At 70.2% G+C, this 25,133-nt stretch carries 20 protein-coding genes; 18 read left to right on the top strand and 2 right to left on the bottom strand.

Annotation, left to right across the window (positions count from 1 at the left end; translation table 11 throughout):
- Window positions 1–150: 150 nt before the first annotated feature.
- Window positions 151–696 (bottom strand): beta-class carbonic anhydrase, encoded by a 546-nt coding sequence (locus OG202_RS13630; protein WP_326583436.1) that lies wholly within the window; start codon window positions 694–696, stop codon window positions 151–153.
- 327 nt (window positions 697–1,023) lie between these two features.
- Between OG202_RS13630 and rsmH the strand changes: the two genes are divergently transcribed.
- The 16 genes from rsmH (at window position 1,024) to OG202_RS13550 (ending at window position 19,178) form a co-directional block, all read left to right on the top strand.
- Window positions 1,024–1,980 (top strand): 16S rRNA (cytosine(1402)-N(4))-methyltransferase RsmH, encoded by a 957-nt coding sequence (gene rsmH, locus OG202_RS13625; protein ID WP_327730157.1) that lies wholly within the window; start codon window positions 1,024–1,026, stop codon window positions 1,978–1,980.
- Window positions 1,981–2,092: 112 nt separating this feature from the next.
- Entirely contained in the window at window positions 2,093–2,701 is a 609-nt protein-coding gene (locus tag OG202_RS13620; protein WP_327730158.1) for a hypothetical protein, read from the top strand.
- Between the two features lie 191 nt (window positions 2,702–2,892).
- A complete protein-coding gene (locus OG202_RS13615; RefSeq protein ID WP_328224672.1) occupies window positions 2,893–4,674 on the top strand; it encodes a peptidoglycan D,D-transpeptidase FtsI family protein in 1,782 nt (593 codons plus the stop codon).
- A gap of 62 nt (window positions 4,675–4,736) precedes the next feature.
- Complete coding sequence (locus tag OG202_RS13610) at window positions 4,737–6,404, top strand: UDP-N-acetylmuramoyl-L-alanyl-D-glutamate--2,6-diaminopimelate ligase (protein ID WP_328222801.1); 1,668 nt, start codon at window positions 4,737–4,739, stop codon at window positions 6,402–6,404.
- 4 nt (window positions 6,405–6,408) lie between these two features.
- Window positions 6,409–7,839, top strand: coding sequence for a UDP-N-acetylmuramoyl-tripeptide--D-alanyl-D-alanine ligase (locus tag OG202_RS13605; RefSeq protein ID WP_327730160.1), 1,431 nt, complete (start codon window positions 6,409–6,411; stop codon window positions 7,837–7,839).
- Window positions 7,836–8,909 carry a phospho-N-acetylmuramoyl-pentapeptide-transferase gene (gene mraY, locus OG202_RS13600; protein WP_327730161.1) on the top strand — a complete coding sequence of 358 codons (1,074 nt, stop codon included), beginning with the start codon at window positions 7,836–7,838 and terminating at the stop codon, window positions 8,907–8,909. Before OG202_RS13605 ends, mraY begins: the two co-directional genes overlap by 4 nt.
- On the top strand, window positions 8,891–10,318 hold the full coding sequence (murD, locus tag OG202_RS13595) for a UDP-N-acetylmuramoyl-L-alanine--D-glutamate ligase (RefSeq protein WP_327730162.1): 1,428 nt from the start codon (window positions 8,891–8,893) through the stop codon (window positions 10,316–10,318). Before mraY ends, murD begins: the two co-directional genes overlap by 19 nt.
- Before the next feature lie 88 nt (window positions 10,319–10,406).
- Entirely contained in the window at window positions 10,407–11,756 is a 1,350-nt protein-coding gene (gene ftsW / locus OG202_RS13590) for a putative lipid II flippase FtsW (RefSeq protein ID WP_327730163.1), read from the top strand.
- A 6-nt stretch (window positions 11,757–11,762) separates the two neighbouring features.
- Window positions 11,763–12,860, top strand: a complete 1,098-nt coding sequence (gene murG / locus OG202_RS13585; protein ID WP_326583444.1) for an undecaprenyldiphospho-muramoylpentapeptide beta-N-acetylglucosaminyltransferase — start codon at window positions 11,763–11,765, stop codon at window positions 12,858–12,860.
- A 143-nt stretch (window positions 12,861–13,003) separates the two neighbouring features.
- The gene (locus OG202_RS13580; RefSeq protein ID WP_328222800.1) at window positions 13,004–13,801 is read left to right on the top strand and encodes a cell division protein FtsQ/DivIB; all 798 of its coding nucleotides are present in this window, start codon (window positions 13,004–13,006) and stop codon (window positions 13,799–13,801) included.
- A 279-nt stretch (window positions 13,802–14,080) separates the two neighbouring features.
- The gene (gene ftsZ / locus OG202_RS13575) at window positions 14,081–15,271 is read left to right on the top strand and encodes a cell division protein FtsZ (RefSeq protein WP_326583446.1); all 1,191 of its coding nucleotides are present in this window, start codon (window positions 14,081–14,083) and stop codon (window positions 15,269–15,271) included.
- The gene (gene pgeF, locus OG202_RS13570) at window positions 15,268–15,996 is read left to right on the top strand and encodes a peptidoglycan editing factor PgeF (RefSeq protein ID WP_327730165.1); all 729 of its coding nucleotides are present in this window, start codon (window positions 15,268–15,270) and stop codon (window positions 15,994–15,996) included. The genes ftsZ and pgeF overlap by 4 nt, the downstream gene beginning before the upstream one ends.
- A gap of 5 nt (window positions 15,997–16,001) precedes the next feature.
- The gene (locus OG202_RS13565) at window positions 16,002–16,721 is read left to right on the top strand and encodes a YggS family pyridoxal phosphate-dependent enzyme (RefSeq protein WP_326583448.1); all 720 of its coding nucleotides are present in this window, start codon (window positions 16,002–16,004) and stop codon (window positions 16,719–16,721) included.
- 128 nt (window positions 16,722–16,849) lie between these two features.
- On the top strand, window positions 16,850–17,491 hold the full coding sequence (locus OG202_RS13560; protein WP_326583449.1) for a cell division protein SepF: 642 nt from the start codon (window positions 16,850–16,852) through the stop codon (window positions 17,489–17,491).
- A gap of 63 nt (window positions 17,492–17,554) precedes the next feature.
- The gene (locus OG202_RS13555; protein ID WP_326583450.1) at window positions 17,555–17,851 is read left to right on the top strand and encodes a YggT family protein; all 297 of its coding nucleotides are present in this window, start codon (window positions 17,555–17,557) and stop codon (window positions 17,849–17,851) included.
- A gap of 46 nt (window positions 17,852–17,897) precedes the next feature.
- A complete protein-coding gene (locus tag OG202_RS13550) occupies window positions 17,898–19,178 on the top strand; it encodes a DivIVA domain-containing protein (protein ID WP_328222799.1) in 1,281 nt (426 codons plus the stop codon).
- Window positions 19,179–19,676: 498 nt separating this feature from the next.
- On the opposite strand, the gene ileS is transcribed toward OG202_RS13550, so the two are convergent.
- Window positions 19,677–22,820 (bottom strand): isoleucine--tRNA ligase, encoded by a 3,144-nt coding sequence (gene ileS / locus OG202_RS13545; protein ID WP_328222798.1) that lies wholly within the window; start codon window positions 22,818–22,820, stop codon window positions 19,677–19,679.
- A 650-nt stretch (window positions 22,821–23,470) separates the two neighbouring features.
- On the opposite strand from ileS, the gene OG202_RS13540 reads away from it, so the two are divergent.
- The gene (locus OG202_RS13540; RefSeq protein WP_327730168.1) at window positions 23,471–24,397 is read left to right on the top strand and encodes a TraR/DksA family transcriptional regulator; all 927 of its coding nucleotides are present in this window, start codon (window positions 23,471–23,473) and stop codon (window positions 24,395–24,397) included.
- A gap of 81 nt (window positions 24,398–24,478) precedes the next feature.
- Window positions 24,479–25,090: a signal peptidase II gene (lspA, locus tag OG202_RS13535; RefSeq protein WP_326583454.1), complete on the top strand. Its 612-nt coding sequence runs from the start codon at window positions 24,479–24,481 to the stop codon at window positions 25,088–25,090.
- The last annotated feature ends 43 nt before the right edge of the window (window positions 25,091–25,133 follow it).

Genomic DNA, 25,133 nt, shown 5'->3' with positions numbered 1-25,133 from the left:
TGTCACTCGCCTGTGGACAACTGTCCGCGATATGTCAGCTTTGCGGTCTTTTAAAGAGCGAGATGCCAGCAGATTGACAGGAAACCGGGGCTGCTCCGGACCGCCCTCGAGCGGTAGGAGGGCGGTGCCGGTGACCCGGTTCGACAAAGCTCAGGCAGGGTCGATCTCTCGGAGCAGCCCCGACTTCACGTCGAAGACGAAGCCGCGTACGTCGTCGGAGTGCAGCAGGAACGGGTTGGTGCGCACGCGCTGCATGGACTGCCGTACGTCCTGGTCGACGTCCCGGAAGGACTCCACCGCCCAGGCCGGGCGCTGGCCGACCTCCGCCTCCAGCTCGGTGCGGAAGTCCTCGGTGAGGGCCTCCAGGCCGCAGCCGGTGTGGTGGATGAGGACGATGCTGCGGGTGCCGAGCTTGCGCTGACTGATGGTGAGGGAGCGGATCACGTCGTCGGTGACCACGCCGCCCGCGTTGCGGATGGTGTGGCAGTCGCCCAGCTCCAGGCCGAGCGCGTCGTGCAGGTCGAGGCGGGCGTCCATGCAGGCCACGACCGCGACGCGGAGGACGGGGCGGGCGTCCATCCCGGGGTCGGTGAACGCGTCGGCGTACCGCTGGTTCGCCTCGACGAGACGGTCGGTGACGGTGCCGTCGGATATGGCGCCTTCGGGGCCGGTGGGAACTGCTGCGGAGGTCGTCATAACCATGACGGTACTGGTCACGGCCGCTGAGGGCGCTGTGTGAGAGAGGACAAAGAACGCCATCGAGGCTTGTTGTGAGGTAACCCACAGGAGTGGCGGGATCACGGCCGTACGGGTGATTTCTCCTGATTCGCGGCATCGCCCGGGGGAGGCGTCGCGACGCGCAGGCCGGTTGATTGACCGCGAAGGGTCGTGGACTAAAGTGACGCCGAGCGGGAGGCGAGGCCCCCTGCTGGACCGAAACCCCAAGGAGATCCGGTGACAGCCCGGAATCTCCCCGCGTGCGCGGCGCGTACGTGCGGCTCGCGCCGGACCTGAGAGGGCCCCTTGAGCAACAGCCGCCACGTCCCCGTCATGCTCCAGCGGTGCCTGGACATGCTGGCCCCGGCCCTCACGGAGCCCGGCGCGGTGGTGGTCGACTGCACACTCGGCCTCGGTGGCCACAGCGAGGCGCTCCTCACCCGCTTCCCCGAGGCACGACTCGTCGCCCTCGACCGCGACAAGGAGGCCCTGCGCCTCTCCGGCGAACGGCTCGCCCCCTTCGGCGGGCGCGCCACCCTCGTGCACGCCGTCTACGACGAACTCCCCGACGTGCTGGACCGCCTGGGCCTCCCCCGCGTCCAGGGCGTCCTGTTCGACCTGGGCGTCTCCTCCATGCAACTCGACGAGGCCGACCGGGGCTTCGCGTACGCCCAGGACGCCCCCCTCGACATGCGGATGGACCAGACGACCGGCATCAGCGCGGCCGAGGTCCTCAACACCTACCCGCCGGGCGAACTCGTCCGGATCCTCCGGGCGTACGGCGAGGAGAAGCAGGCCAAGCGGATCGTCTCGGCGGTCGTGCGCGAGCGCGACAAGGAGCCCTTCTCCCACAGCGCCCGCCTCGTCGAACTGATCCGAGACTCCCTGCCGCAGGCCGCCAAGCGCACCGGCGGCAACCCCGCCAAGCGCACCTTCCAGGCGCTGCGCATCGAGGTCAACGGCGAACTCACCGTCCTGGAGCGGGCGATCCCCGCCGCCGTGCAGGCCCTCGCGGTCGGCGGCCGGATCGCCGTGCTGTCGTACCACTCGCTCGAAGACCGTCTCGTCAAGCAGGTGTTCGCGGCGGGCGCCGCCACCACCGCGCCCCCCGGACTGCCCGTCGTTCCCGAGCGCTACCAACCGAGGCTCAAGCTCCTCACCCGTGGTGCCGAACTTCCCACCGAGGAAGAGGTCGCCGAGAACCGGCGCGCCGCCCCCGCACGTCTGCGTGGGGCGGAACGCGTGCGGGAGCGCCTCGAATGAGGCGTACGAGGCGGCCGCACACGGTGCGTGAATGGGGACGGTGAGTGAGTCCGACAAACGAACTCGCGGGGACGGTGAGTGAGTCCGGAGAACGAACTCGCAGGGAGGGCGCGTGAGCAGGAAACCCGAACTGAGGGGCCGGGCCGCCCGTCTCGCGCGGCTCCTGCCCGCGAGGCCCAAGGGGGCCGCCCGCACCCCGTTCGTCCTCCTTGTCGTCCTGCTGCTGGGCGGCGGCCTCATCTGCCTCCTCGTGCTGAACTCCGCGCTCAGTGAAGGGTCGTTCAAGCTCGACGACCTCCAGGACGACGTGAAGAGCTACACCGACGAGGAACAGGCGCTCCAACGGGACGTGGACGCCTACTCCGCGCCCGACGCCCTCCAGCGCCGCGCCCGTGAGCTGGGCATGGTGCCCGGCGGCGACCCGGCCTTCCTGAACCCCGACGGCACGGTCAAGGGCGTTCCTGGCGCCGCCCAGCAGTCCGTGGCCCGTATGCCGCTCGTCCTCGCGCCCGAGATCCTCGACCCCGGCCCGCCGACGACCCCCACCCCCACCTCGGCCCCCACGCCCTCGGTCTCTCCGACGCGGCCGGAGCAGCCGACGCAGGCGGAGCAGCCGCTCCGGACGCCGGAGCCCGCGGCCACCCCGACTCCGACCCCCACCCCCACACCCACCAGCCCGTCCGTACAGTCCACCCAGCTCCCGACGACCCCCGGCAGGTGACGGAAGTGGCCGATTCAGGCAGGCAGCCCCCCCGCCGCCGCGTACCCGGGCCCGCCCGGCCCGCACGACCGGGCGGCCAGCAGCGCCGACCGGGCCCCGGCGCCCGCCCCGCCGCGCAGCGCCGCCCGGCCACGCCCCGGCAGCCGGCCGCGCGCACCATCCGGCTGGGCAGCCCCCGCCCCCGGCTGCGCATGGTGAGCCTCGCGCTGACCCTGGTGATGATCGCCTTCGTCGTACGGCTGCTCCAGGTGCAGGCCGTCGACGCGAGCGAGTACGCCGCCAAGGCCGACCAGAACCGGTACGTCGGCCGGGTGCTGGCCGCCGAGCGCGGCGGGATCACCGACCGCAACGGCGTCGACCTGGCGATCAGTACCGACGCCAACGACATCACGGCCGACCCGACGATGTTCACGCGCGAACAGCTGAAGATCGACGACGGACCCGAGCAGGCAGCCGCGCTCCTCGCGCCGATCCTCGGCGCGGACCAGCAGACGATCGCCGCCAAGCTGCGCACCGACAACACGCGCTACGTGCTCCTCGCCCGCCGCCAGACCCCCCAGGTCTGGAACCAGATCAGCGACCTGAAGACCGCGCTGGTCAAGAAGGCCGAGGACGAGAAGGGCACGGTCAACGTCCTGGCCGGCGTCTTCCAGGAGCCCAGCAGCAAGCGCGTGTACCCCAACGGTGACCTCGCCGCCGGGATACTGGGCTGGGTCAACGCCGAGGGCAAGGGTGGCGGCGGCATCGAGCAGCAGTTGAACCACCGTCTGGTGGGCAAGGACGGCAAGATCCGCTACGCCCAGTCCGGCGGCCGTCTGGTGCCCACCGCGGGCTCGACCGAGACCCCCGCCGTGGCCGGCTCCGACGTCGAGCTGACCATCGACCGCGACATCCAGTGGGCCGCGCAGAACGCCATCACCGAACAGGTGAAGAAGTCCAAGGCGGACCGCGGCTACGTGATCGTGCAGGACACCCGCACCGGCGAGATCCTCGCCATGGCCAACTCGCCCGGCTTCGACCCCAACGACCTCACGAAGGCGAACCCGGACGCACTCGGCAACGCGGCCCTCCAGGACGCCTACGAGCCCGGCTCCACCGCCAAGGTCATGTCGATGGCCGCCGTACTGGAGGAGAACGTCGCCACACCCGAGACGCACGTCACCGTGCCCAACCGGCTGCACCGGGGCGACCGGCTCTTCAAGGACGACATCGACCACCCGACCTGGTACCTGACGCTCAACGGCGTCCTCGCCAAGTCCAGCAACATCGGCACCATCCTCGCCACCGGCGAACTCGGCGGGAACCAGCGCGAGTCCAACAGGATCCTCCACTCGTACCTGCGCAAGTTCGGCATCGGCGGCTCCACCGGCCTCGGCTTCCCCGGCGAGACCAAGGGCATCCTCGCCGCGCCCGGCGACTGGTCGACCTCGCAGCAGTACACGATCCCTTTCGGCCAGGGCGTGTCGATGAACGCCATGCAGGCGGCCTCCGTCTACTCGACGATCGCCAACGGCGGCGTCCGCGTCGCGCCGACCCTCGTACGAGGCACCAAGGGACCGGACGGCCGTTTCACTCCCACTCCGAAGCCCGAGAAGACCCGGGTCGTGAGCGAGAAGACGGCGAAGACCCTCGCCCGGATGCTGGAGTCCGTCGTGGACGACGAGGAGGGCACGGGCACCAAGGCGCGCATCCCCGGCTACCGGGTCGCGGGCAAGACGGGTACGGCCAACCGTGTGGATCCGGCCACCGGCAGATATCGCGGCTACACCTCGTCGTTCGCCGGGTTCGCGCCCGCCGACAACCCGCGGATCACCGTCTACTGCGCGATCCAGAACGCCACCCAGGGCAACTACTTCGGCGGCCAGATCTGCGGACCCATCTACAAGGAGGTCATGGAGTTCGCCCTGAAGACCCTCCAGGTCCCGCCCACCGGGGCGAAGCCCGCGAACCTGCCCGTCGCCTTCACCCCCTGACCTGCCTCCTGACCACATCCTGATCCACCCGCCGATCAGCGCAACCAGCCAGGAACCGACTCGTGACCATGATCACTCCCGACCCCGGGAACCACGCACCCCAGCCCCGCTCGCACAAACCCTCGCTTCGCTCCGGCGGGGGTGCGCCCGGTACGCTCACCGCCGTGCCACACGCTGATCAGTCCCAAACCACCCAGAAGGGGCATCCCGTGACGTATCCGGGGCTGCCCAGGCCGACGCTGCTCTCCGCCGTACCCCTCGCGGAGCTCGCCGAACAGCTGGGTGTCACCGCGCCGGAAGTCGCCGCCGAGGTCGCGGGCATCACCCACGACTCGCGTGCCGTCCGCCCCGGTGACCTGTACGCCGCTCTCCCGGGCGCACGCCTGCACGGCGCCGACTTCGTCACGCAGGCCGCCGGCCTCGGCGCGGTCGCCGTGCTGACCGACGCGACCGGCGCCGAACGCGCCGCCGCGACGGGCCTGCCCGTCCTGGTCGTCGAGGACCCCCGCGCGCGCATGGGCGAGCTCGCGGCCACGATCTACCGCCACCCCGGCCGTGACCTGCTCCAGATCGGCATCACCGGCACCTCCGGCAAGACCACCACGGCCTATCTGATCGAAGGCGGCCTGGAGGTCACCCGACCCACCGGCCTCATCGGCACGGTGGAGATCCGCATCGGCGACGAGCGCATCAAGTCCGAGCGCACCACGCCCGAAGCCACCGATCTGCAGGCCCTGTTCGCGGTCATGCGCGAAGGCGGTGTCGAGGCCGTCGCCATGGAGGTCTCCAGCCACGCCCTCGTCCTCGGCCGCGTCGACGGCTGTGTGTTCGACGTCGCCGTGTTCAACAACCTGAGCCCGGAACACATGGAGTTCCACTCCGGCATGGAGGACTACTTCCAGGCGAAGGCACAGCTGTTCACGCCGAAACGCAGCAGGCTCGGCGTGGTCAACCTCGACGACGAGTACGGCCGCCGGCTCACCGAGGAGGCCACGGTCCCGGTCGTCACCTTCTCCGCCGAAGGCCACCCCGACGCCGACTGGCGTGCCGAGGACGTGCGGGTCGGACCCATGGACTCGACGTTCACCGCGATCGGGCCCAAGGGCGAGCGCGTCACCGCCAGGTCGCCGCTCGCGGGCCCCTTCAACGTCGCCAACACGCTCGCCGCGATCGTCGCGCTGGCCGTCGCGGGCCTCGACCCGCAGACCGCCGCCGACGGCATCGCCGCCGTACCGGGCGTGCCGGGCCGGCTGGAGCGGGTGGACGCCGGGCAGCCGTATCTCGCGGTCGTCGACTACGCCCACAAGACGGACGCCGTCGAGTCGGTCCTCAAGGCGCTGCGCAAGGTCACCGAGGGCAGCCTGCACGTCGTCCTCGGCTGCGGCGGCGACCGGGACCGGACCAAACGCGGGCCGATGGGCGCCGCCATGGCCCGGCTCTCCGACACCGCCGTACTGACCTCCGACAACCCCCGCTCCGAGGACCCCCTCGCGATCCTCGCGGCCATGCTCGAAGGCGCGGCGTCCGTGCCGGCGCACGAGCGTGGCGAGGTCGTCCTCTTCGAGGAGCGGTCCGCCGCCATCGCCGCGGCCGTGGCCCGTGCGCGGCCGGGCGACACCGTGCTGGTCGCGGGCAAGGGACACGAGCAGGGCCAGGACATCGCCGGCGTGGTTCGTCCCTTCGACGACCGCCAGGTGCTTCGCGAAGCTATCCAGCAGACCCAGGGATGAACTTGTGATCGCCCTCTCTCTCGCCGAGATCGCAGAAGTCGTCGGCGGGCAGACGCACGACATACCGGATCCGTCGGTGCTGGTCACCGGACCCGTCGTCCGGGACTCCCGTGACGTGGAGCCCGGCAGCCTCTTCGTCGCCTTCGCGGGCGAGCGCGTGGACGGACACGACTTCGCGGCCGCGGTCGTCGAGGCGGGCGCGGCAGCGGTGCTGGCGTCCCGTCCCGTCGGCGTGCCCGCGATCGTCGTGACCGACGTCCAGGCGGCGCTCGGCGCCCTCGCCCGGCACGTCGTCCGCAAGCTCGGCACGACCCTCGTCGCCCTCACCGGCTCCGCCGGCAAGACCAGCACCAAGGACCTGATCGCCCAGGTGCTGCGGCGCAAGGCACCGACGGTGTTCACGCCCGGCTCCCTCAACAACGAGATCGGGCTGCCCCTCACCGCGCTCAGCGCCACCGAGGAGACCCGTTTCCTGGTCCTGGAGATGGGCGCCCGGGGCATCGGACACATCAAGTACCTCACCGACCTGACCCCGCCGAAGGTCGGCCTCGTGCTGAACGTCGGCACCGCCCACATCGGCGAGTTCGGCGGCCGCGAGCAGATCGCGCAGGCCAAGGGCGAGCTGGTGGAGGCACTGCCCCCGGCGAGTGAGGGCGGCGCCGCGATCCTCAACGCCGACGACCCCCTCGTCCGGGCCATGGCATCCCGTACGAAGGCCCGGGTGATCCTCTTCGGAGAGTCCGGCGAAGCGGACGTACGCGCCGAGAACGTGACGCTCACGGACGCGGGACAGCCCGCGTTCAGGCTTCACACACCCTCCGGTGCAAGCGATGTGACCATGCGCCTGTACGGTGAGCACCACGTGTCGAACGCGCTCGCCGCGGCCGCCGTCGCCCATGAGCTGGGCATGTCCGCAGACGAGATCGCCACCGCGCTCTCCGAGGCGGGCTCCCTCTCCCGCTGGCGCATGGAGGTCACCGAGCGCCCGGACGGCGTGACGGTCGTCAACGACGCCTACAACGCGAACCCCGAGTCCATGCGAGCCGCTCTGCGCGCGCTCGCGGCGATGGGCAAGGCCGCACAGGCACAAGGGGGTCGTACGTGGGCGGTGCTCGGCAAGATGGCCGAGCTCGGGGACGAAGCGCTCGCCGAGCACGACGCGGTCGGACGGCTCGCCGTCCGGCTCAATGTCGGCAAGCTCGTCGCGGTCGGGGGCAGGGAAGCGTCCTGGCTGCAACTGGGCGCATATAACGAGGGTTCGTGGGGTGAGGAGTCGGTGCACGTGTCCGACGCACAGGCGGCGATCGACCTGTTGCGCAGTCAGTTGCGCCCGGGGGACGTCGTACTCGTGAAGGCGTCCCGGTCGGTCGGGCTCGAGAGCGTGGCGCAGGCGCTGCTCGACAGCGGCAACGAGGGTGAGGTCGCCGCCCGATGATGAATCAGATCCTGTTCGCAGGAGTCATTGGTCTGTTCCTGACCCTGGTCGGCACTCCGCTGCTGATCAAGCTGCTGGCCCGCAAGGGCTACGGCCAGTACATCCGCGACGACGGCCCGCGCGAGCACGCCAGCAAGCGCGGTACGCCGACCATGGGTGGTATCGCCTTCATCCTGGCGACGATCGTCGCGTACTTCCTGGCCAAGGTGATCTCGGGCCAGCCGCCGACCTTCTCCGGTCTGCTGGTGCTCGGCCTGATGGCGGGCATGGGCCTGGTCGGCTTCCTCGACGACTACATCAAGATCGTCAAGCGCCGTTCGCTCGGTCTGCGGGCCAAGGCGAAGATGGCCGGCCAGCTGATCGTCGGCATCGGCTTCGCGGTCCTCGCGCTGCAGTTCCCGGACGCCCGTGACCAGACGCCGGCCTCCACCAAGATCTCCTTCGTCCAGGACTTCGGCTGGACCATCGGCCCGGTGCTGTTCGTCATCTGGGCGCTGTTCATGATCCTCGCGATGTCGAACGGCGTGAACCTGACCGACGGTCTGGACGGCCTCGCCACCGGCGCCTCCGTGCTCGTCTTCGGCGCGTACACGTTCATCGGCGTCTGGCAGTTCCAGGAGTCCTGCGCCAACACGCTGACCCTGACCAACCCGTCCGCCTGCTACGAGGTACGAGATCCACTCGACCTGGCGATCGTGGCCTCCGCGCTGATGGGCGCCTGTCTCGGCTTCCTGTGGTGGAACACCTCCCCGGCCAAGATCTTCATGGGCGACACCGGTTCGCTGGCCCTCGGCGGCGCGCTCGCGGGTCTCGCGATCTGCTCCCGCACCGAGCTGCTGCTCGCGCTCCTCGGCGGTCTGTTCGTCCTCATCACGATGTCGGTCGTCATCCAGGTCGGCTCGTTCAAGCTCACCGGCAAGCGCGTCTTCCGCATGGCCCCGCTCCAGCACCACTTCGAGCTCAAGGGCTGGTCCGAGGTCCTTGTCGTGGTCCGCTTCTGGATCATCCAGGGCATCTGCGTGATCGTCGGACTGGGCCTCTTCTACGCGGGATGGGCGGCCGACAAGTGACCGACTGGCAGGGCAAGCACGTCACGGTCGCCGGGCTCGGCGTATCCGGCATCCCGGCGGCCAAGGTCCTGCACGGCCTCGGCGCGGCCGTCACCGTCGTCAACGACGGCGACGACGAGCGCGCCCGGGCCCAGGCCGCCGACCTGGAGGCGCTCGGCATCACCGTGCGCCTCGGTGACGGCGCGACCCTGCCGGAGGGCACCGAGCTCGTCGTCACCACCCCCGGCTGGAAGCCGGACAAGCCGCTGTTCGCCGCGGCCCGTGAGGCCGGTCTGGAGATCTGGGGAGACGTCGAACTCGCCTGGCGCCTGCGCGGCCCCGAAGCCGCACCCTGGCTTGCCGTCACGGGCACCAACGGCAAGACCACGACCGTCCAGATGCTCGCCTCGATCCTGGCGGCGGCAGGCCTGCGCACGGCCGCCGTCGGCAACATCGGGGTCTCACTCCTGGACGTCGTCCTGGGCGACGAGCCGTACGACGTGCTGGCCGTGGAGCTGTCCAGCTACCAGCTGCACTGGGCGCCCTCCCTGCGCGCCCACTCCGCCGCCGTTCTCAACCTCGCCCCCGACCACCTCGACTGGCACGGCTCGATGGAGGCGTACGCCGCCGACAAGGGCCGCATCTACGAGGGCAACCGTGTCGCCTGCGTCTACAACGTCGCCGACAAGGCCACCGAGGACCTGGTGCGCGAGGCGGACGTCGAAGAGGGATGCCGGGCCGTCGGGTTCACCCTCGGCACGCCCGGCCCGTCCCAACTCGGCGTCGTGGACGGCATCCTGGTCGACCGTGCCTTCGTCGAGAACCGGCAGAAGAACGCGCAGGAACTCGCCGAGGTCTCGGACGTGAATCCGCCGGCCCCGCACAACATCGCCAACGCCCTCGCGGCGGCGGCCCTCGCACGCGCCTTCGGGGTGCCCGCCACGGCCGTACGGGACGGGCTGCGGGCCTTCACCCCGGACGCGCACCGCATCGCGCACGTGGCCGACGTGGACGGCGTCGCGTACATCGACGACTCCAAGGCCACCAACACGCATGCGGCGCAGGCCTCGTTGGCGGCGTACGAGTCGATCGTGTGGATCGCGGGCGGCCTCGCCAAGGGCGCGACCTTCGACGAGCTCGTCGCCGGTGCGGCCGGGCGGCTGCGGGGGGTCGTGCTGATCGGCGCGGATCGCGCGCTGATCCGGGAAGCGCTCGCGCGACACGCGCCCCAAGTGCCGGTCGTCGACCTCGACCGGACCGACACTGGGGCGATGCTCGCCGCTGTCCGCGAGGCGCGGACGCTGGCTCGGGCGGGCGACACGGTGCTGCTGGCACCGGCCTGTGCGTCGATGGACATGTTCGTCAACTACAACAAGCGCGGGGACGCGTTCGCGGCGGCTGTGCGCGAACTCTCCTCCGCGGACGGCTGACCCGGCCCGGCTTCGCCTGGCGGCGCCGGGTGAAACTGGGAGGGACGCGTGACACGGATGTGGTCGGTCGGCGGCGAAGGTGCCTCCGATGCCGAGTAGCCGTACGAGCCGTGCGCCTCTCCAGCGCGTCACCCGGCGGCCGCCCGTCTCCCGGCCGCCGCGCGAGAACCCCGTGCGGCGGCTCCGGACCAGGGCGCGCAAGGCCTGGGACCGGCCGCTGACCGCGTACTACCTCATCCTCGGCGGCAGTCTACTGATCACCGTGCTGGGGCTGGTGATGGTCTACTCGGCCTCACAGATCACGGCACTGCAGAAGTCGCTGCCGGGCACCTTCTTCTTCCGCAAGCAGTTCCTCGCGGCCGCGATCGGCACCGTGCTGCTGCTCGTGGCCTCGCGGATGCCGGTGAAGCTGCACCGGGCGCTGGCGTATCCGATCCTGGCCGGCTGTGTGTTTCTGATGGCCCTGGTTCAGGTGCCCGGAATAGGGCAGTCGATCAACGGCAACCAGAACTGGATCGCCGTCGGAGGCTCCTTCCAGATCCAGCCCAGCGAGTTCGGCAAGCTGGCGCTCGTGCTGTGGGGCGCGGATCTCCTGGCCCGTAAGGAGGACAAGCGGCTGCTGACACAGTGGAAGCACATGCTGGTGCCGCTCGTTCCGGTGGCCTTCATGCTGCTCGGGCTGATCATGCTCGGCGGCGACATGGGCACCGCGATCATTCTCACGGCGATCCTGTTCGGCCTGCTGTGGCTGGCCGGGGCGCCGACGCGTCTGTTCGTGGGCGTGCTGTCCATCGCCGGGCTCCTCGGGTTCATCCTGATCAGGACCAGCGCGAACCGTATGGCCCGCCTGGCCTGCATCGGAGCCACCGAGCCCCGTACGGACGGCGCCGACTGCTGGCAGGCCGTGCACGGCATCTACGCCCTGGCCTCGGGCGGAATCTTCGGCTCCGGGCTCGGTGCGAGTGTGGAAAAATGGGGCCAACTCCCGGAAGCGCACACCGACTTCATCTTCGCCGTCACCGGTGAGGAACTGGGCCTCGCGGGGACGCTGTCGGTGCTCGCCCTCTTCGCGGCTCTAGGCTATGCGGGTATCCGCGTGGCCGGACGTACGGAGGACCCCTTCGTCAGGTATGCCGCGGGAGGCGTGACCACCTGGATCACCGCGCAAGCGGTGATCAACATCGGTGCGGTGCTCGGTCTGCTGCCGATCGCCGGAGTCCCGCTCCCGCTGTTCTCCTACGGAGGTTCCGCCCTGCTGCCGACCATGTTCGCCATCGGGTTGCTGATCGCGTTCGCGCGCGACGAACCCGCAGCGCGGGCGGCGCTTGCCATGCGGCAACCCCGCTTTGGTAGAAAGCGTGGCGGCGGCCCTTCGGGGCCCGGGAGATGGAACACGATGCGACGGCGTGCCTCGGCACGTTCGTCCGGAGAGCGGTGAATTTCGGTGCATGTCGTACTCGCCGGTGGCGGAACCGCCGGTCACATCGAGCCCGCGCTCGCCCTCGCGGACGCCCTGCGCAGGCAGGACCCGACCGTGGGCATCACGGCCCTGGGCACGGAGCGCGGCCTCGAGACCCGCCTCGTCCCCGAGCGCGGCTACGAACTCGCGCTGATCCCCGCTGTGCCCCTGCCGCGGAAGCCCACCCCCGAGCTGATCACCGTGCCCGGTCGGCTGCGCGGCACGATCAAGGCGACCGAGCAGATCCTGGAGCGCACCAAGGCCGACTGTGTCGTCGGCTTCGGCGGCTATGTCGCCCTGCCCGGCTACCTGGCCGCCAAGCGCCTCGGCGTGCCGATCGTCGTCCACGAGGCCAACGCCCGCCCCGGCCTCGCCAACAAGATCGGCTCCCGGTACGCCGCCCAGGTCGCGGTCTCCACCCCGGACAGCAAGCTCCGCGACTCCCGCTACATCGGGATCCCGCTGCGCCGAGCGATCGCCACCCTCGACCGGGCCGCCGCCCGCCCCGAGGCACGCGCGCTGTTCGGCCTCGACCCGAACCTGCCGACCCTGCTGGTCTCCGGCGGCTCCCAGGGCGCCCGCCGCCTCAACGAGGTCGTCCAGCAGGTCGCGCCCTACCTCCAGCAGGCCGGGATCCAGATCCTGCACGCGGTCGGCCCGAAGAACGAACTGCCGCAGGTGCACCAGATGCCGGGAATGCCCCCGTACATCCCGGTACCGTACGTGGACCGGATGGACCTCGCGTACGCCGCGGCCGACATGATGCTCTGCCGCGCGGGCGCGATGACCGTCGCCGAACTCTCCGCCGTAGGGCTCCCGGCCGCCTATGTCCCGCTGCCCATCGGCAACGGCGAACAGCGGCTGAACGCCCAGCCGGTGGTCAAGGCCGGCGGCGGCCTGCTGGTCGACGACGCGGAACTGACGCCCCAGTGGGTGCAGCAGAATGTCCTGCCCGTCCTCGCCGACCCGCACCGGCTGTACGAGATGTCCCGCGCCGCGAGCGAGTTCGGCCGCCGGGATGCCGACGACCTGCTCGTCGGGATGGTGTACGAGGCGATCGCCGCCAAGCGCGGACACCGCTAGGGAACGGATCGGCGAGTGAGCCGAAGGGGCGTGTGGGTGTCGAGCGGCCGAGCGCGCGGAGGCCCGAAGGGCTGAGCGCGGTCGGGTGCTCGACACCGGCCGGAGCGCCCCGGAGGTGAACCGAGCCAGGAGAGGGAGTACGCGTGGCCGGACCGATCACCGCCGAACGCGGCGCAGACGAGGATCTGGACTCCGGCCCGCCGTCACGGCGGCGGCTCCCCGGCCCCCGGGCGCTGATCGCCGCCGCGGTCGCCCTGGTACTGATCGGCGGCGCCTCGGTCTGGGTCCTGTACGGCTCCTCGTGGCTGCGGGCCGAGCAGGTGTCCGTGTCGGGCACCCGTGTGCTGACCGAGGCCCAGGTGCGCGACGCCGCCGACGTGCCGCTCGGCGATCCGCTGATCTCCGTCGACCTCGGCGGGATCGAGTCGCGCCTGCTCCGGAATCTGCCCCGAATTGACTCGGTTGAGGCCATCCGTTCCTGGCCCCATGGAATCGGGCTGAAAGTGAGCGAACGTACTCCGGTTCTGATTGTCGAAGCGGCCGGAAATGCGGGCAAGTACGTCGAAGTGGACGCGAAAGGGGTGCGTTTCGCCACGGTTTCGCGTGCCCCGGAAGGCGTTCCCGTACTGGAATTGACGGTACCCCGGTCGGGTTCGTCCGCCGCCAGTCTGCGGCGATTCGGCGAGGACCGGCTGGTACGGGAGGCCGTGCTGGTCGCCGGTGCCCTTCCGGCCGCGATCGCGCACGAGACCCTGGTCGTCAAGGTCCGTTCCTATGACGCCATCTCGCTGGAGTTGAGCGGAGACCGTACGGTCGCGTGGGGGAGTGCGGAGAAGGGGCGTGCGAAGGCCCGAGCGCTCACCGCCCTGATGAAAGCAGCCCCGGACGCGGGGCACTTCGACGTGAGCGTCCCCACCGCGCCCGCGTCATCAGGGAGTTGACGCACATCCGCGCAGGCCAGCACCCTGGTTGGGCACCGCTATGGCTGATCACATAGGGTGAAAAGAAAAACGGGAGGTTCGGCGTGTTCGTTGAACGTGCGCCACTTGTCGACTTAGTGTCCTGTTCGGAAGAGTCCAAGGAACAGTCACACTGGTAACCCTAAACTTCAGCGTTAGGGTTCGGGTCGGCGTTCGGACCGTCCCACTTCGGCATCAGTCGTCGCGTCGCGGGTACCTCGCGAAGCGGCGACACGTAACTCGAGGCGAGAGGCCTTCGACGTGGCAGCACCGCAGAACTACCTCGCAGTCATCAAAGTCATCGGTGTCGGCGGCGGTGGTGTCAATGCCATCAACCGGATGATCGAGGTCGGTCTCAAGGGCGTCGAGTTCATCGCCATCAACACCGACGCGCAAGCTCTGTTGATGAGCGACGCCGACGTCAAGCTCGACGTCGGCCGGGAACTCACCCGCGGACTCGGCGCCGGCGCCAACCCGGCCGTCGGCCGGAAGGCCGCCGAGGACCACCGCGAGGAGATCGAGGAGGTCCTCAAGGGGGCCGACATGGTCTTCGTGACGGCCGGCGAGGGCGGCGGCACCGGCACCGGCGGCGCGCCCGTCGTGGCCAACATCGCCCGCTCCCTCGGCGCCCTCACCATCGGCGTCGTCACCCGCCCCTTCACCTTCGAGGGCCGCCGCCGCGCCAACCAGGCCGAGGACGGCATCGCCGAGCTCCGGGAAGAGGTCGACACCCTCATCGTCATCCCGAACGACCGGCTGCTCTCCATCTCGGACCGCCAGGTCTCCGTCCTGGACGCGTTCAAGTCGGCCGACCAGGTCCTGCTCTCCGGTGTCCAGGGCATCACCGACCTCATCACCACGCCCGGTCTGATCAACCTCGACTTCGCCGACGTCAAGTCGGTCATGTCCGAGGCCGGTTCGGCCCTCATGGGCATCGGCTCGGCCCGCGGCGACGACCGCGCGGTGGCCGCCGCCGAGATGGCGATCTCCTCGCCGCTGCTGGAGGCGTCCATCGACGGCGCCCGGGGCGTGCTGCTCTCCATCTCCGGTGGCTCCGACCTCGGCCTGTTCGAGATCAACGAGGCCGCCCAGCTGGTCAGCGAGGCCGCCCACCCCGAGGCCAACATCATCTTCGGCGCGGTCATCGACGACGCGCTCGGCGACGAGGTCCGGGTCACCGTGATCGCCGCCGGGTTCGACGGCGGCCAGCCCCCGGCCAAGCGGGACAACATCCTCGGCTCGGCCGCGGCCAAGCGCGAGGAGCCGGCACCGGCGCGGCCCGTGGAGAGCCGTCCGTCCTTCGGTTCGCTCGGCAGCGTCAAGCCGAAGGAAGAGCCGGCGCCCGCCCCGGAGCCGGTGAACGAGGTCCCGGTCGCCCCGCCGGTCCCGCCGTCCCGGTCCTACTCGGACAGTGCGGCGGAGGAGCTGGACGTGCCGGACTTCCTGAAGTGATAGGACGGCGCGAGAACGTGAGCGGCGCGCACTTCGCCTTCACCGACAGGTGGGGCGGGGTGAGCGCCGCTCCGTATGAGGAGCTCAATCTCGGCGGGGCGGTCGGGGACGACGCCGGCGCCGTGACGACCAACCGGGAGCTGGCGGCCAAGTCGCTGGGCCTGGAGCCGGACCGGGTCGTCTGGATGAACCAGGTGCACGGCGCGGACGTGGCCGTGGTCGACGGACCGTGGGGCGCGGACGACATCCCGCCCGTCGACGCGATCGTCACCACCCGGCGCGGTCTCGCGCTCGCCGTCCTCACCGCCGACTGTGTCCCCGTCCTGCTGACCGACCCCGTAGCCGGGGTCGCGGCCGCCGCCCACGCGGGTCGGCCCGGCATGATCGCCGGAGTCGTCCCCGCCGCCGTACGGGCCATGACCGGACTCGGCGCCGACCCCGCCCGGATCGTCGCCCGCACCGGACCCGCCGTCTGCGGCCGGTGTTACGAAGTGCCCGAAGCGATGCGCGCCGAGGTGGCCACCGTCGAGCCGGCAGCGTACGCCGAGACCAGTTGGGGCACGCCCTCGGTCGATGTGTGCGCCGGAGTGCACGCACAGCTGGAGGGCCTCGGGGTGCACGACCGGGAGCAGTCGCCGGTGTGCACGCTGGAGTCGCGCGACCACTTCTCCTACCGTCGCGACCGCGCCACAGGGCGACTCGCGGGATATGTCTGGCTGGACTGATGGGCATGACGGACCGTAAGGCGCAACTCGCCGGAAACCTGGCGAAGGTGGAGGGTCGCATCGCGGCCGCGTGCGCGGCCGCGGGCCGCAAGCGTGACGAGGTGACCCTGATCGTGGTCACCAAGACCTACCCCGCGAGCGATGTGCGGATCCTGTCGGAACTCGGTGTGCGTCATGTCGCCGAGAACAAGGATCAGGACGCGGGACCCAAGGCTGCCGAATGTTCGGATCTGTCCCTTGTGTGGCACTTCGTGGGGCAATTGCAGACCAATAAGGTCCGTTCTGTGGTGCGTTATGCGGATCTCGTGCAGTCCGTCGATCGTTCCAGGCTTGTCACGGCTTTGTCGAAAGAGGCCGTTCGGGTCGGGCGTGAGGTGGGATGTCTCATCCAGGTCGCGCTCGACGCCGATGAGGGCGGCCGGGGGGAGCGGGGAGGTGTCGGCCCGGGCGGAATCGAAGAGTTGGCCGACCTCCTGGCGCGGTCGCCGGGGGTGCGGGTCGATGGTCTGATGACCGTCGCGCCGCTCACCGGGGAGTACGCCGGACGTCAACGGGCCGCGTTCGAGCGGTTGATGGATTTGTCGACCGACCTGCGCCGCGCCCATCCGGCTGCGAACATGGTCTCCGCGGGGATGAGTGCGGACCTCGAGGATGCGGTGGCGGCCGGAGCGACACATGTGCGCGTCGGCACTGCGGTACTCGGAGTCCGTCCCAGGCTCGGGTAACGTCGCCAAGAAGTCGGACCACAGCAGAAAATATGGTCATTCCGTCGAGAGGCGGGCGCAACGACCTCGTGGATCGCGGGCACTTGGAAGTCGTCAGTCGATCCACCACAGAGCGGAGGACTCAGAGAATGGCCGGCGCGATGCGCAAGATGGCGGTCTACCTCGGCCTCGTGGAGGACGATGGGTACGACGGCAGGGGATTCGACCCCGATGACGACTTCGAGCCCGAGCTCGACCCGGAGCCCGAGCGGGACCACCGCCGGCATGAGCCGGTGCATCAGGCGCACCAGTCACATCAGTCCCAAAGGGACGAATCGGTACGAGTGGTACAGCCCCCGGTGCAACGTGAACCGGTGTCGCACGCCACTTCGCTCCCCGCGGAATCGGTGCGACCCGCCCGGATCGCACCCGTGGCGTCCATCACACAAGAACGTTCGAGTCTGGAGAAGAACGCACCGGTGATCATGCCCAAGGTCGTGTCCGAGCGAGAGCCTTACCGGATCACCACGTTGCACCCGCGGACCTACAACGAGGCCCGTACCATCGGGGAACACTTCCGTGAGGGCACCCCGGTGATCATGAATCTGACTGAGATGGACGACACAGATGCGAAGCGACTTGTCGACTTTGCGGCCGGTTTGGTGTTTGGTCTTCACGGCAGCATCGAGCGGGTGACGCAGAAGGTGTTCCTGTTGTCGCCTGCTAACGTCGATGTCACGGCGGAGGACAAGGCCCGTATCGCAGAGGGCGGGTTCTTCAACCAGAGCTGAGACGCACCATCGGAACCAGCAGTACAGGGCAACACGGAAATTGGGGAGAGGGAAACACCGGACATGAGCGTGGTCTTGACGATCCTCTACATCGCGCTGACGGTGTTCTTCATCGTGCTGATCTTCCGGTTGGTCATGGACTACGTCTTCCAGTTCGCCCGCTCATGGCAACCCGGCAAGGCGATGGTGGTCGTTCTGGAGGCCACCTACACTGTCACTGATCCACCGCTCAAGCTTCTGCGGCGGTTCATTCCGCCGCTGCGTCTCGGGGGCGTGGCACTCGACCTGTCCTTCTTCGTGCTGATGATCATCGTTTTTATCCTGCGCACGGTAGTAGCCAGCGGGATGGGAGCGGTGTGAGAGATGCGGTCTTGCCGAATGCCGACGACTACGTTGAGGTGAAGAGATGCCGTTGACCCCCGAGGACGTGCGGAACAAGCAGTTCACGACCGTCCGCCTCCGAGAAGGCTATGACGAGGACGAGGTCGATGCCTTCCTCGATGAGGTCGAAGCCGAACTGACGCGCCTGCTCCGCGAGAACGAGGACCTGCGCGCCAAGCTGGCCGCGGCCACGCGCGCTGCTGCCCAGAACCAGCAGAACATGCGCAAGCCCCCGGAGCCTCAGGACCAGCAGCAGGGCGGCATGCAGCAAGGTGGCATGCAGCAGGGCGGCATGCAGCAGGGCGGCATGCAGCAGGGCGGCATGCAGCAGCAGGGTATGCGCGGTCCCGGTGGACCCGTACCCGCTGGGATATCGGGCCCGCCGCAGCAGATGGGGGGCCCCATGGGTGGCCCGCCCCAGCTGCCGAGCGGTGCTCCGCAGCTGCCCGCCGGCCCCGGTGGCCAGGGTGGGCAGCAGGGTCCCGGCCCGATGGGTCAGGGACCGATGGGCCAGGGCCCGATGGGTCAGGGCCCGATGGGTCAGGGCCAGATGCAGCAGCAGATGGGCCAGGGCCAGATGGGTCAGGGGCCCATGGGCGGCCAGCCCATGCAGCAGCAGATGGGTGGCCCGATGGGCGGCCCCATGGGTGGTCCGATGGGCGGCCCCGGTCAGGGCCCCGGCGGCGACAGCGCCGCGCGTGTGCTCTCGCTGGCCCAGCAGACCGCCGACCAGGCGATCGCCGAGGCCCGTTCCGAAGCCAACAAGATCGTCGGTGAGGCCCGTAGCCGTGCCGAGGGTCTGGAGCGGGACGCCCGTGCCAAGGCCGACGCGCTGGAGCGGGACGCACAGGAGAAGCACCGCGTCGCGATGGGCTCCCTGGAGTCCGCCCGCGCCACGCTGGAGCGCAAGGTCGAGGATCTGCGTGGCTTCGAGCGCGAGTACCGCACGCGTCTGAAGTCCTACCTGGAGTCGCAGCTGCGTCAGCTGGAGACCCAGGCGGACGACTCGCTGGCTCCGCCGCGCACCCCGGCGACCGCGTCGCTGCCGCCGTCCCCGGCGCCCTCCATGGCTCCGGCCGGCGCGAGCGCCCCGTCGTACGGCGGCAACCCGGGCGGCATGGGCGGCGGTATGGGTGGAGGCATGGGCGGTGGCCCTGCTCCGGCCGCGCCCTCCTACGGCGGTCAGCAGCAGATGTCGCCGGCCATGACCCAGCCGATGGCTCCGGTCCGGCCGCAGGGTCCCTCCCCGATGGGGCAGGCTCCCTCGCCGATGCGCGGGTTCCTCATCGACGAGGACGACAACTGACGATTACTGGTACGCCGTAGGCGTCGGCAGCGTTCAGGGCGGGGCCCCGGATTTTCCATCCGGGGCCCCGCCCTTTGCCGTGCGCGGACGGGGCTTGTGGGGTGCTTGTTCGGGGATGGGCGCTGATGTGTGGCGTACGCAACGCCGAAGGCCTGGGGCGCCGAATCTTTTCGGTGCCCCAGGCCTTCCGGGTGCCCGGCGGGTGTGGCCGGGCGGGGGTGCGAGGCGCTTGCCGGCGCTCATCGGGTGCCGCTGCGCCCACCCGTGCCGCCCCTGGCGCACGACTGCCCGAAGCCAGGGCGGCTGGGCAGCCGGGGTGGCTGAGGCGCTATGGGGCCCGCGCCCCGTCAGAGGCGCGGGCCCCAGTCAGAGGCGCGGGCCCCATCAGAGGCGCGGGCCCCATCAGAGGCGCGGGCCCCATCAGAGGCGCGGGGAACCGCGCGATCAGCCATGTACCGTCCGCGGTTTCTGGACGGCCTTTCTCGGCAGAGGCGGCGGTTATGCCTTACGCAGCCGGAAAGCCAGGGCCAGGCCTTCGTCGGTGAAGGGTGTGCCGTAGGTGTCGTCGGCCTCGCCGGAGGCGAAGTCCGTGGCCAGGACCTCGTCCGCGATCAGGGCCGCGTGCTCGGTCAGGGCCGCGGCCACCGCCGGGTCCGTGGCCGTCCAGCGGAGGGCGATGCGGTCGGCGACGTCGAGGCCGCTGTTCTTGCGGGCCTCCTGGATCAGGCGGATCGCGTCACGGGCCAGTCCCGCCTGACGCAGCTCCTCCGTGATCTCCAGGTCCAGTGCCACCGTCGCGCCCGAGTCGGAGGCCACCGACCAGCCCTCGCGCGGGGTCTCCGTGATGATGACCTCGTCGGGGGCGAGGGTGATGGTCTCGCCGTCGACCTCGACCGAGGCCGTGCCCGCGCGCAGGGCGAGGGACAGGGCGGCCGCGTCGGCGCCCGCCACGGCCTTGGCGACGTCCTGGACGCGCTTGCCGAATCGCTTGCCCAAGGCGCGGAAATTGGCCTTGGCGGTGGTGTCCACCAGCGAGCCGCCGACCTCGGAGAGCGAGGCGAGCGAGCTGACGTTCAGCTCCTCCGTGATCTGTGCGTGCAGTGCGGGGTCGAGGGAGTCGAAGCCCGTGGCGGCCACCAGGGCGCGCGCGAGGGGCTGGCGGGTCTTGACGCCCGACTCCGCGCGCGTGGCGCGGCCCAGCTCCACCAGGCGGCGGACGAGGACCATCTGCTTCGACAGCTCGGGGTCGATCGCGGAGAGGTCGGCCTCCGGCCAGGCGGCCAGGTGCACCGACTCGGGGGCACCCGGGGAGACCGGCACGACCAGGTCCTGCCAGACCCGCTCGGTGATGAACGGGGTCAGCGGGGCCATCAGCTTCGTGACCGTCTCGACGACCTCGTGCAGGGTGCGCAGCGCGGCCTTGTCGCCCTGCCAGAAGCGACGGCGCGACCGGCGTACGTACCAGTTGGACAGGTCGTCGACGAACGCCGAGAGGAGCTTGCCGGCGCGCTGGGTGTCGTAGGCCTCCAGGGACTGGGTCACCTGGTCGGTGAGGGCGTGGAGCTCGGACAGCAGCCAGCGGTCCAGGACCGGGCGGTCGGCCGGGGCCGGGTCCGCCGCGCTGGGCGCCCAGTCGGACGTGCGGGCGTAGAGGGCCTGGAAGGCGACCGTGTTCCAGTACGTGAGGAGCGTCTTGCGGACGACCTCCTGGATGGTGCCGTGGCCCACGCGGCGGGCCGCCCACGGGGAGCCGCCGGCCGCCATGAACCAGCGGACGGCGTCGGCGCCGTGCTGGTCCATCAGCGGGATCGGCTCCAGGGTGTTGCCCAGGTGCTTGGACATCTTGCGGCCGTCCTCGGCGAGGATGTGGCCGAGGCACACGACGTTCTCGTAGGAGGACCTGTCGAAGACCAGGGTGCCGACGGCCATCAGCGTGTAGAACCAGCCGCGGGTCTGGTCGATGGCCTCGCTGATGAACTGCGCCGGGTAGCGGGACTCGAAGAGTTCCTTGTTCTTGTGCGGGTAGCCCCACTGCGCGAACGGCATCGAGCCCGAGTCGTACCAGGCGTCGATGACCTCCGGGACGCGCGTGGCGGTGCTGTCGCAGCCGTCCTGGGGGCAGGTGAAGGTGACCGCGTCGATGAACGGGCGGTGCGGGTCCAGCTGGGACTGGTCGGTGCCGGAGAGCCGCGTCAGCTCCTCGCGGGAGCCCACGCAGGTGAGGTGGCCCTCCTCGCAGCGCCAGATCGGCAGCGGGGTGCCCCAGTAGCGGCTGCGGGAGAGCGCCCAGTCGATGTTGTTGTTCAGCCAGTCGCCGAAGCGGCCGTGCTTCACCGAGTCCGGGAACCAGTTGGTCTTCTCGTTCTCCTGGAGGAGGCGGTCCTTGACGGCGGTGGTGCGGATGTACCAGGACGGCTGCGCGTAGTAGAGGAGCGCGGTGTGGCAGCGCCAGCAGTGGGGGTAGCTGTGCTCGTACGGGATGTGCTTGAAGAGCAGGCCGCGCTGCTGGAGGTCCTCGGTGAGCTGTTCGTCCGCCTTCTTGAAGAAGACGCCGCCGACGAGGGGGACGTCCTCCTCGAAGGTGCCGTCCGGGCGCACGGGGTTCACCACGGGCAGGCCGTACGCGCGGCAGACCCTGAGGTCGTCCTCACCGAAGGCGGGGGACTGGTGGACCAGACCCGTACCGTCCTCGGTCGTCACGTATTCGGCGTTCACCACGAAATGGGCGGGCGCGGGGAACTCCACGAGCTCGAACGGACGTTGATAGGTCCAGCGCTCCATTTCGGCGCCGGTGAAGGTCTGGCCGGTGGTCTCCCAGCCCTCGCCGAGCGCCTTGGCGACGAGCGGCTCGGCGACGACGAGCTTCTCCGTGCCGTCCGTGGCGACCACGTAGGTGACCTCGGGGTGGGCGGCGACCGCGGTGTTGGACACCAGCGTCCACGGCGTGGTCGTCCACACCAGGAGCGCGGCCTCACCGGCGAGCGGACCGGAGGTGAGCGGGAAACGGACGTACACCGAGGGGTCGACGACCGTCTCGTAGCCCTGCGCCAGCTCGTGGTCCGACAGGCCGGTGCCGCAGCGGGGGCACCAGGGGGCGACGCGGTGGTCCTGGACCAGCAGCCCCTTGTCGAAGATCTCCTTGAGCGACCACCAGACGGACTCCACGTACTCGGGGTCCATGGTCCGGTAGGCGTCGTCGAGGTCGACCCAGTAGCCCATGCGGGTCGTCAGGTCGGTGAAGGCGTCGGTGTGCCGGGTCACGGAGTCGCGGCACTTGGCGTTGAATTCGGCGATGCCGTACGCCTCGATGTCCTTCTTGCCGTTGAAGCCGAGTTCCTTCTCGACGGCCAGCTCCACGGGGAGGCCGTGACAGTCCCAGCCGGCCTTGCGGGCCACGTGGTAGCCGCGCATCGTGCGGAAGCGGGGGAAGACGTCCTTGAAGACGCGCGCCTCGATGTGGTGGGCGCCCGGCATGCCGTTGGCGGTGGGCGGGCCCTCGTAGAACACCCACTCGGGGCGGCCCTCGGACTGCTCCAGGCTCTTGGCGAAGATCTTCTGCTCGCTCCAGAAGTCGAGCACCGCGTGCTCGAGCGCGGGCAGATCGACCTGGGCGGGCACCTGGCGGTACGTCGGCTCTGTCATGAGCGGGCTTCCTCCAACGGACTTGCTGCCTTCCGTCGGAGGGACGAGAGCTTCGATCCTTCGTACGCCGTGTGCGGCGCGCTCCCGCGGTACCACCCTCCTTGGCTCTCCTGTGCGCCGTACGCGCCGGTGAGCCCCCTCATTGGGGTCGCGATACCGGTTCTACTCGCCGCGCCTCACGGACTGCGGCTTTCTTCCGGCGGCTCCGGGGTGATCTTCACATCGCGCTCGCCCCCGGGCTTCCACCGTCCCCGGGTCGCTCTGGGCTGCGTACGACGCTACTCGTCCCCATCCACGCTTCTCGCTCCGCCCAGTGTACGGCGCCGCACGGACAGCGGCCGACCGCTTTTCCGGCGGCCGTGGAAGGGGCCGTGGAAGGGGCACGGCGGGGCTTCGGGCGGGGGTGTCGGCCGGGAGTGCGATGACCTGCGGGGTGACCCGAATGGATCGGGTCGGGCGTCCGGATCCTGGGACGTGCGGGATGGCGGAATACCCGGCGGGGAGCTGGGCACAACGCTTGCAGGCTCGTCGCGCGACGGTCGCGAGACGGGTGGAATGGGTGGTCTGCCCCGTTGCCGCGGGACTCAGGTCGATTTATCGTCCCAGCACGATTCGCGTGCAAGATCACAATATGTGAAGGGGCCGCGGCCATGGTGGCGAAGAAGACCGCCGTACAGCAGTCGGCATCCGGCAGATCCACGGTGGCCTCCGGCGGCGGAGACGAGGGCCGGAAGGCCGCGGCGGTGAAGGCGGCCGGCCAGAAGAGGGTGGCGAAGAAGGCGGTGGCCAAGAAGGCCGCGACCGAGACGGCGGTCGTCAGGAAGACGGCCGTCGGGAAGACGGCCGTCAAGAAGACCGGGGCCAAGAAGGCGACGACAGCCGGGAAGACGACGACGGACGAGAAGGCGGTGGCGGAGGAGGCCGCGGCCGGGAGACGCGGTGCCGCGCGGGGCGGCGCCGGGAAGAGCGCTTCCGTGAAGAGCGCGGTCGGGAAGAGCACGACGCGGAGCACGGCGAAGAGCCCCTCCGCGAAGAAGAGCACGGTCAAGAAGGCGGGCGCGGCCGAGGCCGCCGAGACGACGGGAGCCACGACGGTGGTTGCGAAGAACACTCCTGGTACGGCTACGGCGGCGAAGAAGAAGCCCACCGCCGTCCCCAAGGCACGGCCCGCCGCGGTGGAGCCCGGCGAGCTCGCGGTACGTCCCGGAGAGGACCCCTGGAGCCCGGACGAGGTCGCCGAGGCCCGGACGGAGCTGCAGTCCGAGGCCATGCGCCTACGGGCCGAGCTGGAGGCCTCCGAGCGGTCGCTCACGGGCCTGATGCGGGACTCCGGGGACGGTGCGGGCGACGATCAGGCCGACACCGGGGCGAAGAACATCACGCGTGAGCACGAGCTGTCGCTCGCCCACAACGCGCGCGAGATGCTCGACCAGACCGAGCGCGCCCTGGACCGGCTCGCCTCGGGCACGTACGGGCTCTGCGAGAACTGCGGCAATCCGATCGGAAAGGCACGGATGCAGGCTTTCCCCCGGGCGACGCTCTGTGTGGAGTGCAAGCAGAAGCAGGAACGCCGCTAGCGATCTTCGCCTGAGCCCCTGGTCCGCGGAGGTCGTGTCGTACCTTTGTCCTCAGTCAGGAACCTAGGTTGAGGGACTCACGTGGCAGAGGCGGAGCGCATCATCGGTACGCCGGACATTCCAGACGCGGCGGGGGCCGACCCGGAGCAGTCCGACGGCGACAACGGTGCCGTGACGGCGCAGGCCGACGCGGCCGCGCAGCCGCGCGGCAAGCGCCGGATCGCCGTGCTGTTCGGGGTCGCCGCGCTGGCGTACGCGCTCGACCTGGTCAGCAAGATGATCGTGGTCGCGAAGCTGGAGCACCACGAGCCGATCGAGATCATCGGGGACTGGCTGAAGTTCGAGGCGATCCGCAACGCGGGCGCGGCCTTCGGCTTCGGCGAGGCCTTCACGATCATCTTCACGGTGATCGCGACGATCGTGATCGTGGTGATCGCCCGGCTCGCCCGCAAGCTCTACAGCCTGCCCTGGGCCATCGCGCTCGGCCTGCTGCTCGGCGGTGCGCTGGGCAACCTCACCGACCGGATCTTCCGGGCGCCGGGTGTCTTCGAGGGTGCGGTCGTCGACTTCATCGCGCCCAAGGGCTTCGCGGTGTTCAACCTCGCGGATTCGGCCATCGTGTGCGGCGGCATCCTGATCGTGCTGCTGTCGTTCCGGGGGCTCGACCCGGACGGGACCGTCCACAAGGGCTGAGGGCGCACGGCCGACGGTCGGGGCCGCGGGGTTTTCCACAGGG

Source organism: Streptomyces sp. NBC_00310, from assembly GCF_036208085.1.
Classification (GTDB): Bacteria; Actinomycetota; Actinomycetes; order Streptomycetales; family Streptomycetaceae; genus Streptomyces.
The sequence above is the reverse complement of the archived record's forward strand: the minus strand, read 5'-3'. Positions and strand labels throughout refer to the sequence as shown.

Bases quoted from the DNA above. Each gene is read 5' to 3' on its own strand.
- OG202_RS13550 (WP_328222799.1), top strand. From the start codon at position 17,898: ATGCCGTTGACCCCCGAGGACGTGCGGAACAAGCAGTTCACGACCGTC.
- ileS (WP_328222798.1), bottom strand. From the start codon at position 22,820: ATGACAGAGCCGACGTACCGCCAGGTGCCCGCCCAGGTCGATCTGCCC.
- OG202_RS13565 (WP_326583448.1), top strand. From the start codon at position 16,002: ATGACGGACCGTAAGGCGCAACTCGCCGGAAACCTGGCGAAGGTGGAG.
- murD (WP_327730162.1), top strand. From the start codon at position 8,891: ATGGGCGGCCGACAAGTGACCGACTGGCAGGGCAAGCACGTCACGGTC.
- mraY (WP_327730161.1), top strand. From the start codon at position 7,836: ATGATGAATCAGATCCTGTTCGCAGGAGTCATTGGTCTGTTCCTGACC.
- OG202_RS13615 (WP_328224672.1), top strand. From the start codon at position 2,893: ATGGTGAGCCTCGCGCTGACCCTGGTGATGATCGCCTTCGTCGTACGG.
- OG202_RS13555 (WP_326583450.1), top strand. From the start codon at position 17,555: ATGAGCGTGGTCTTGACGATCCTCTACATCGCGCTGACGGTGTTCTTC.
- ftsW (WP_327730163.1), top strand. From the start codon at position 10,407: ATGCCGAGTAGCCGTACGAGCCGTGCGCCTCTCCAGCGCGTCACCCGG.
- OG202_RS13540 (WP_327730168.1), top strand. From the start codon at position 23,471: ATGGTGGCGAAGAAGACCGCCGTACAGCAGTCGGCATCCGGCAGATCC.
- OG202_RS13560 (WP_326583449.1), top strand. From the start codon at position 16,850: ATGGCCGGCGCGATGCGCAAGATGGCGGTCTACCTCGGCCTCGTGGAG.
- OG202_RS13630 (WP_326583436.1), bottom strand. From the start codon at position 696: ATGACGACCTCCGCAGCAGTTCCCACCGGCCCCGAAGGCGCCATATCC.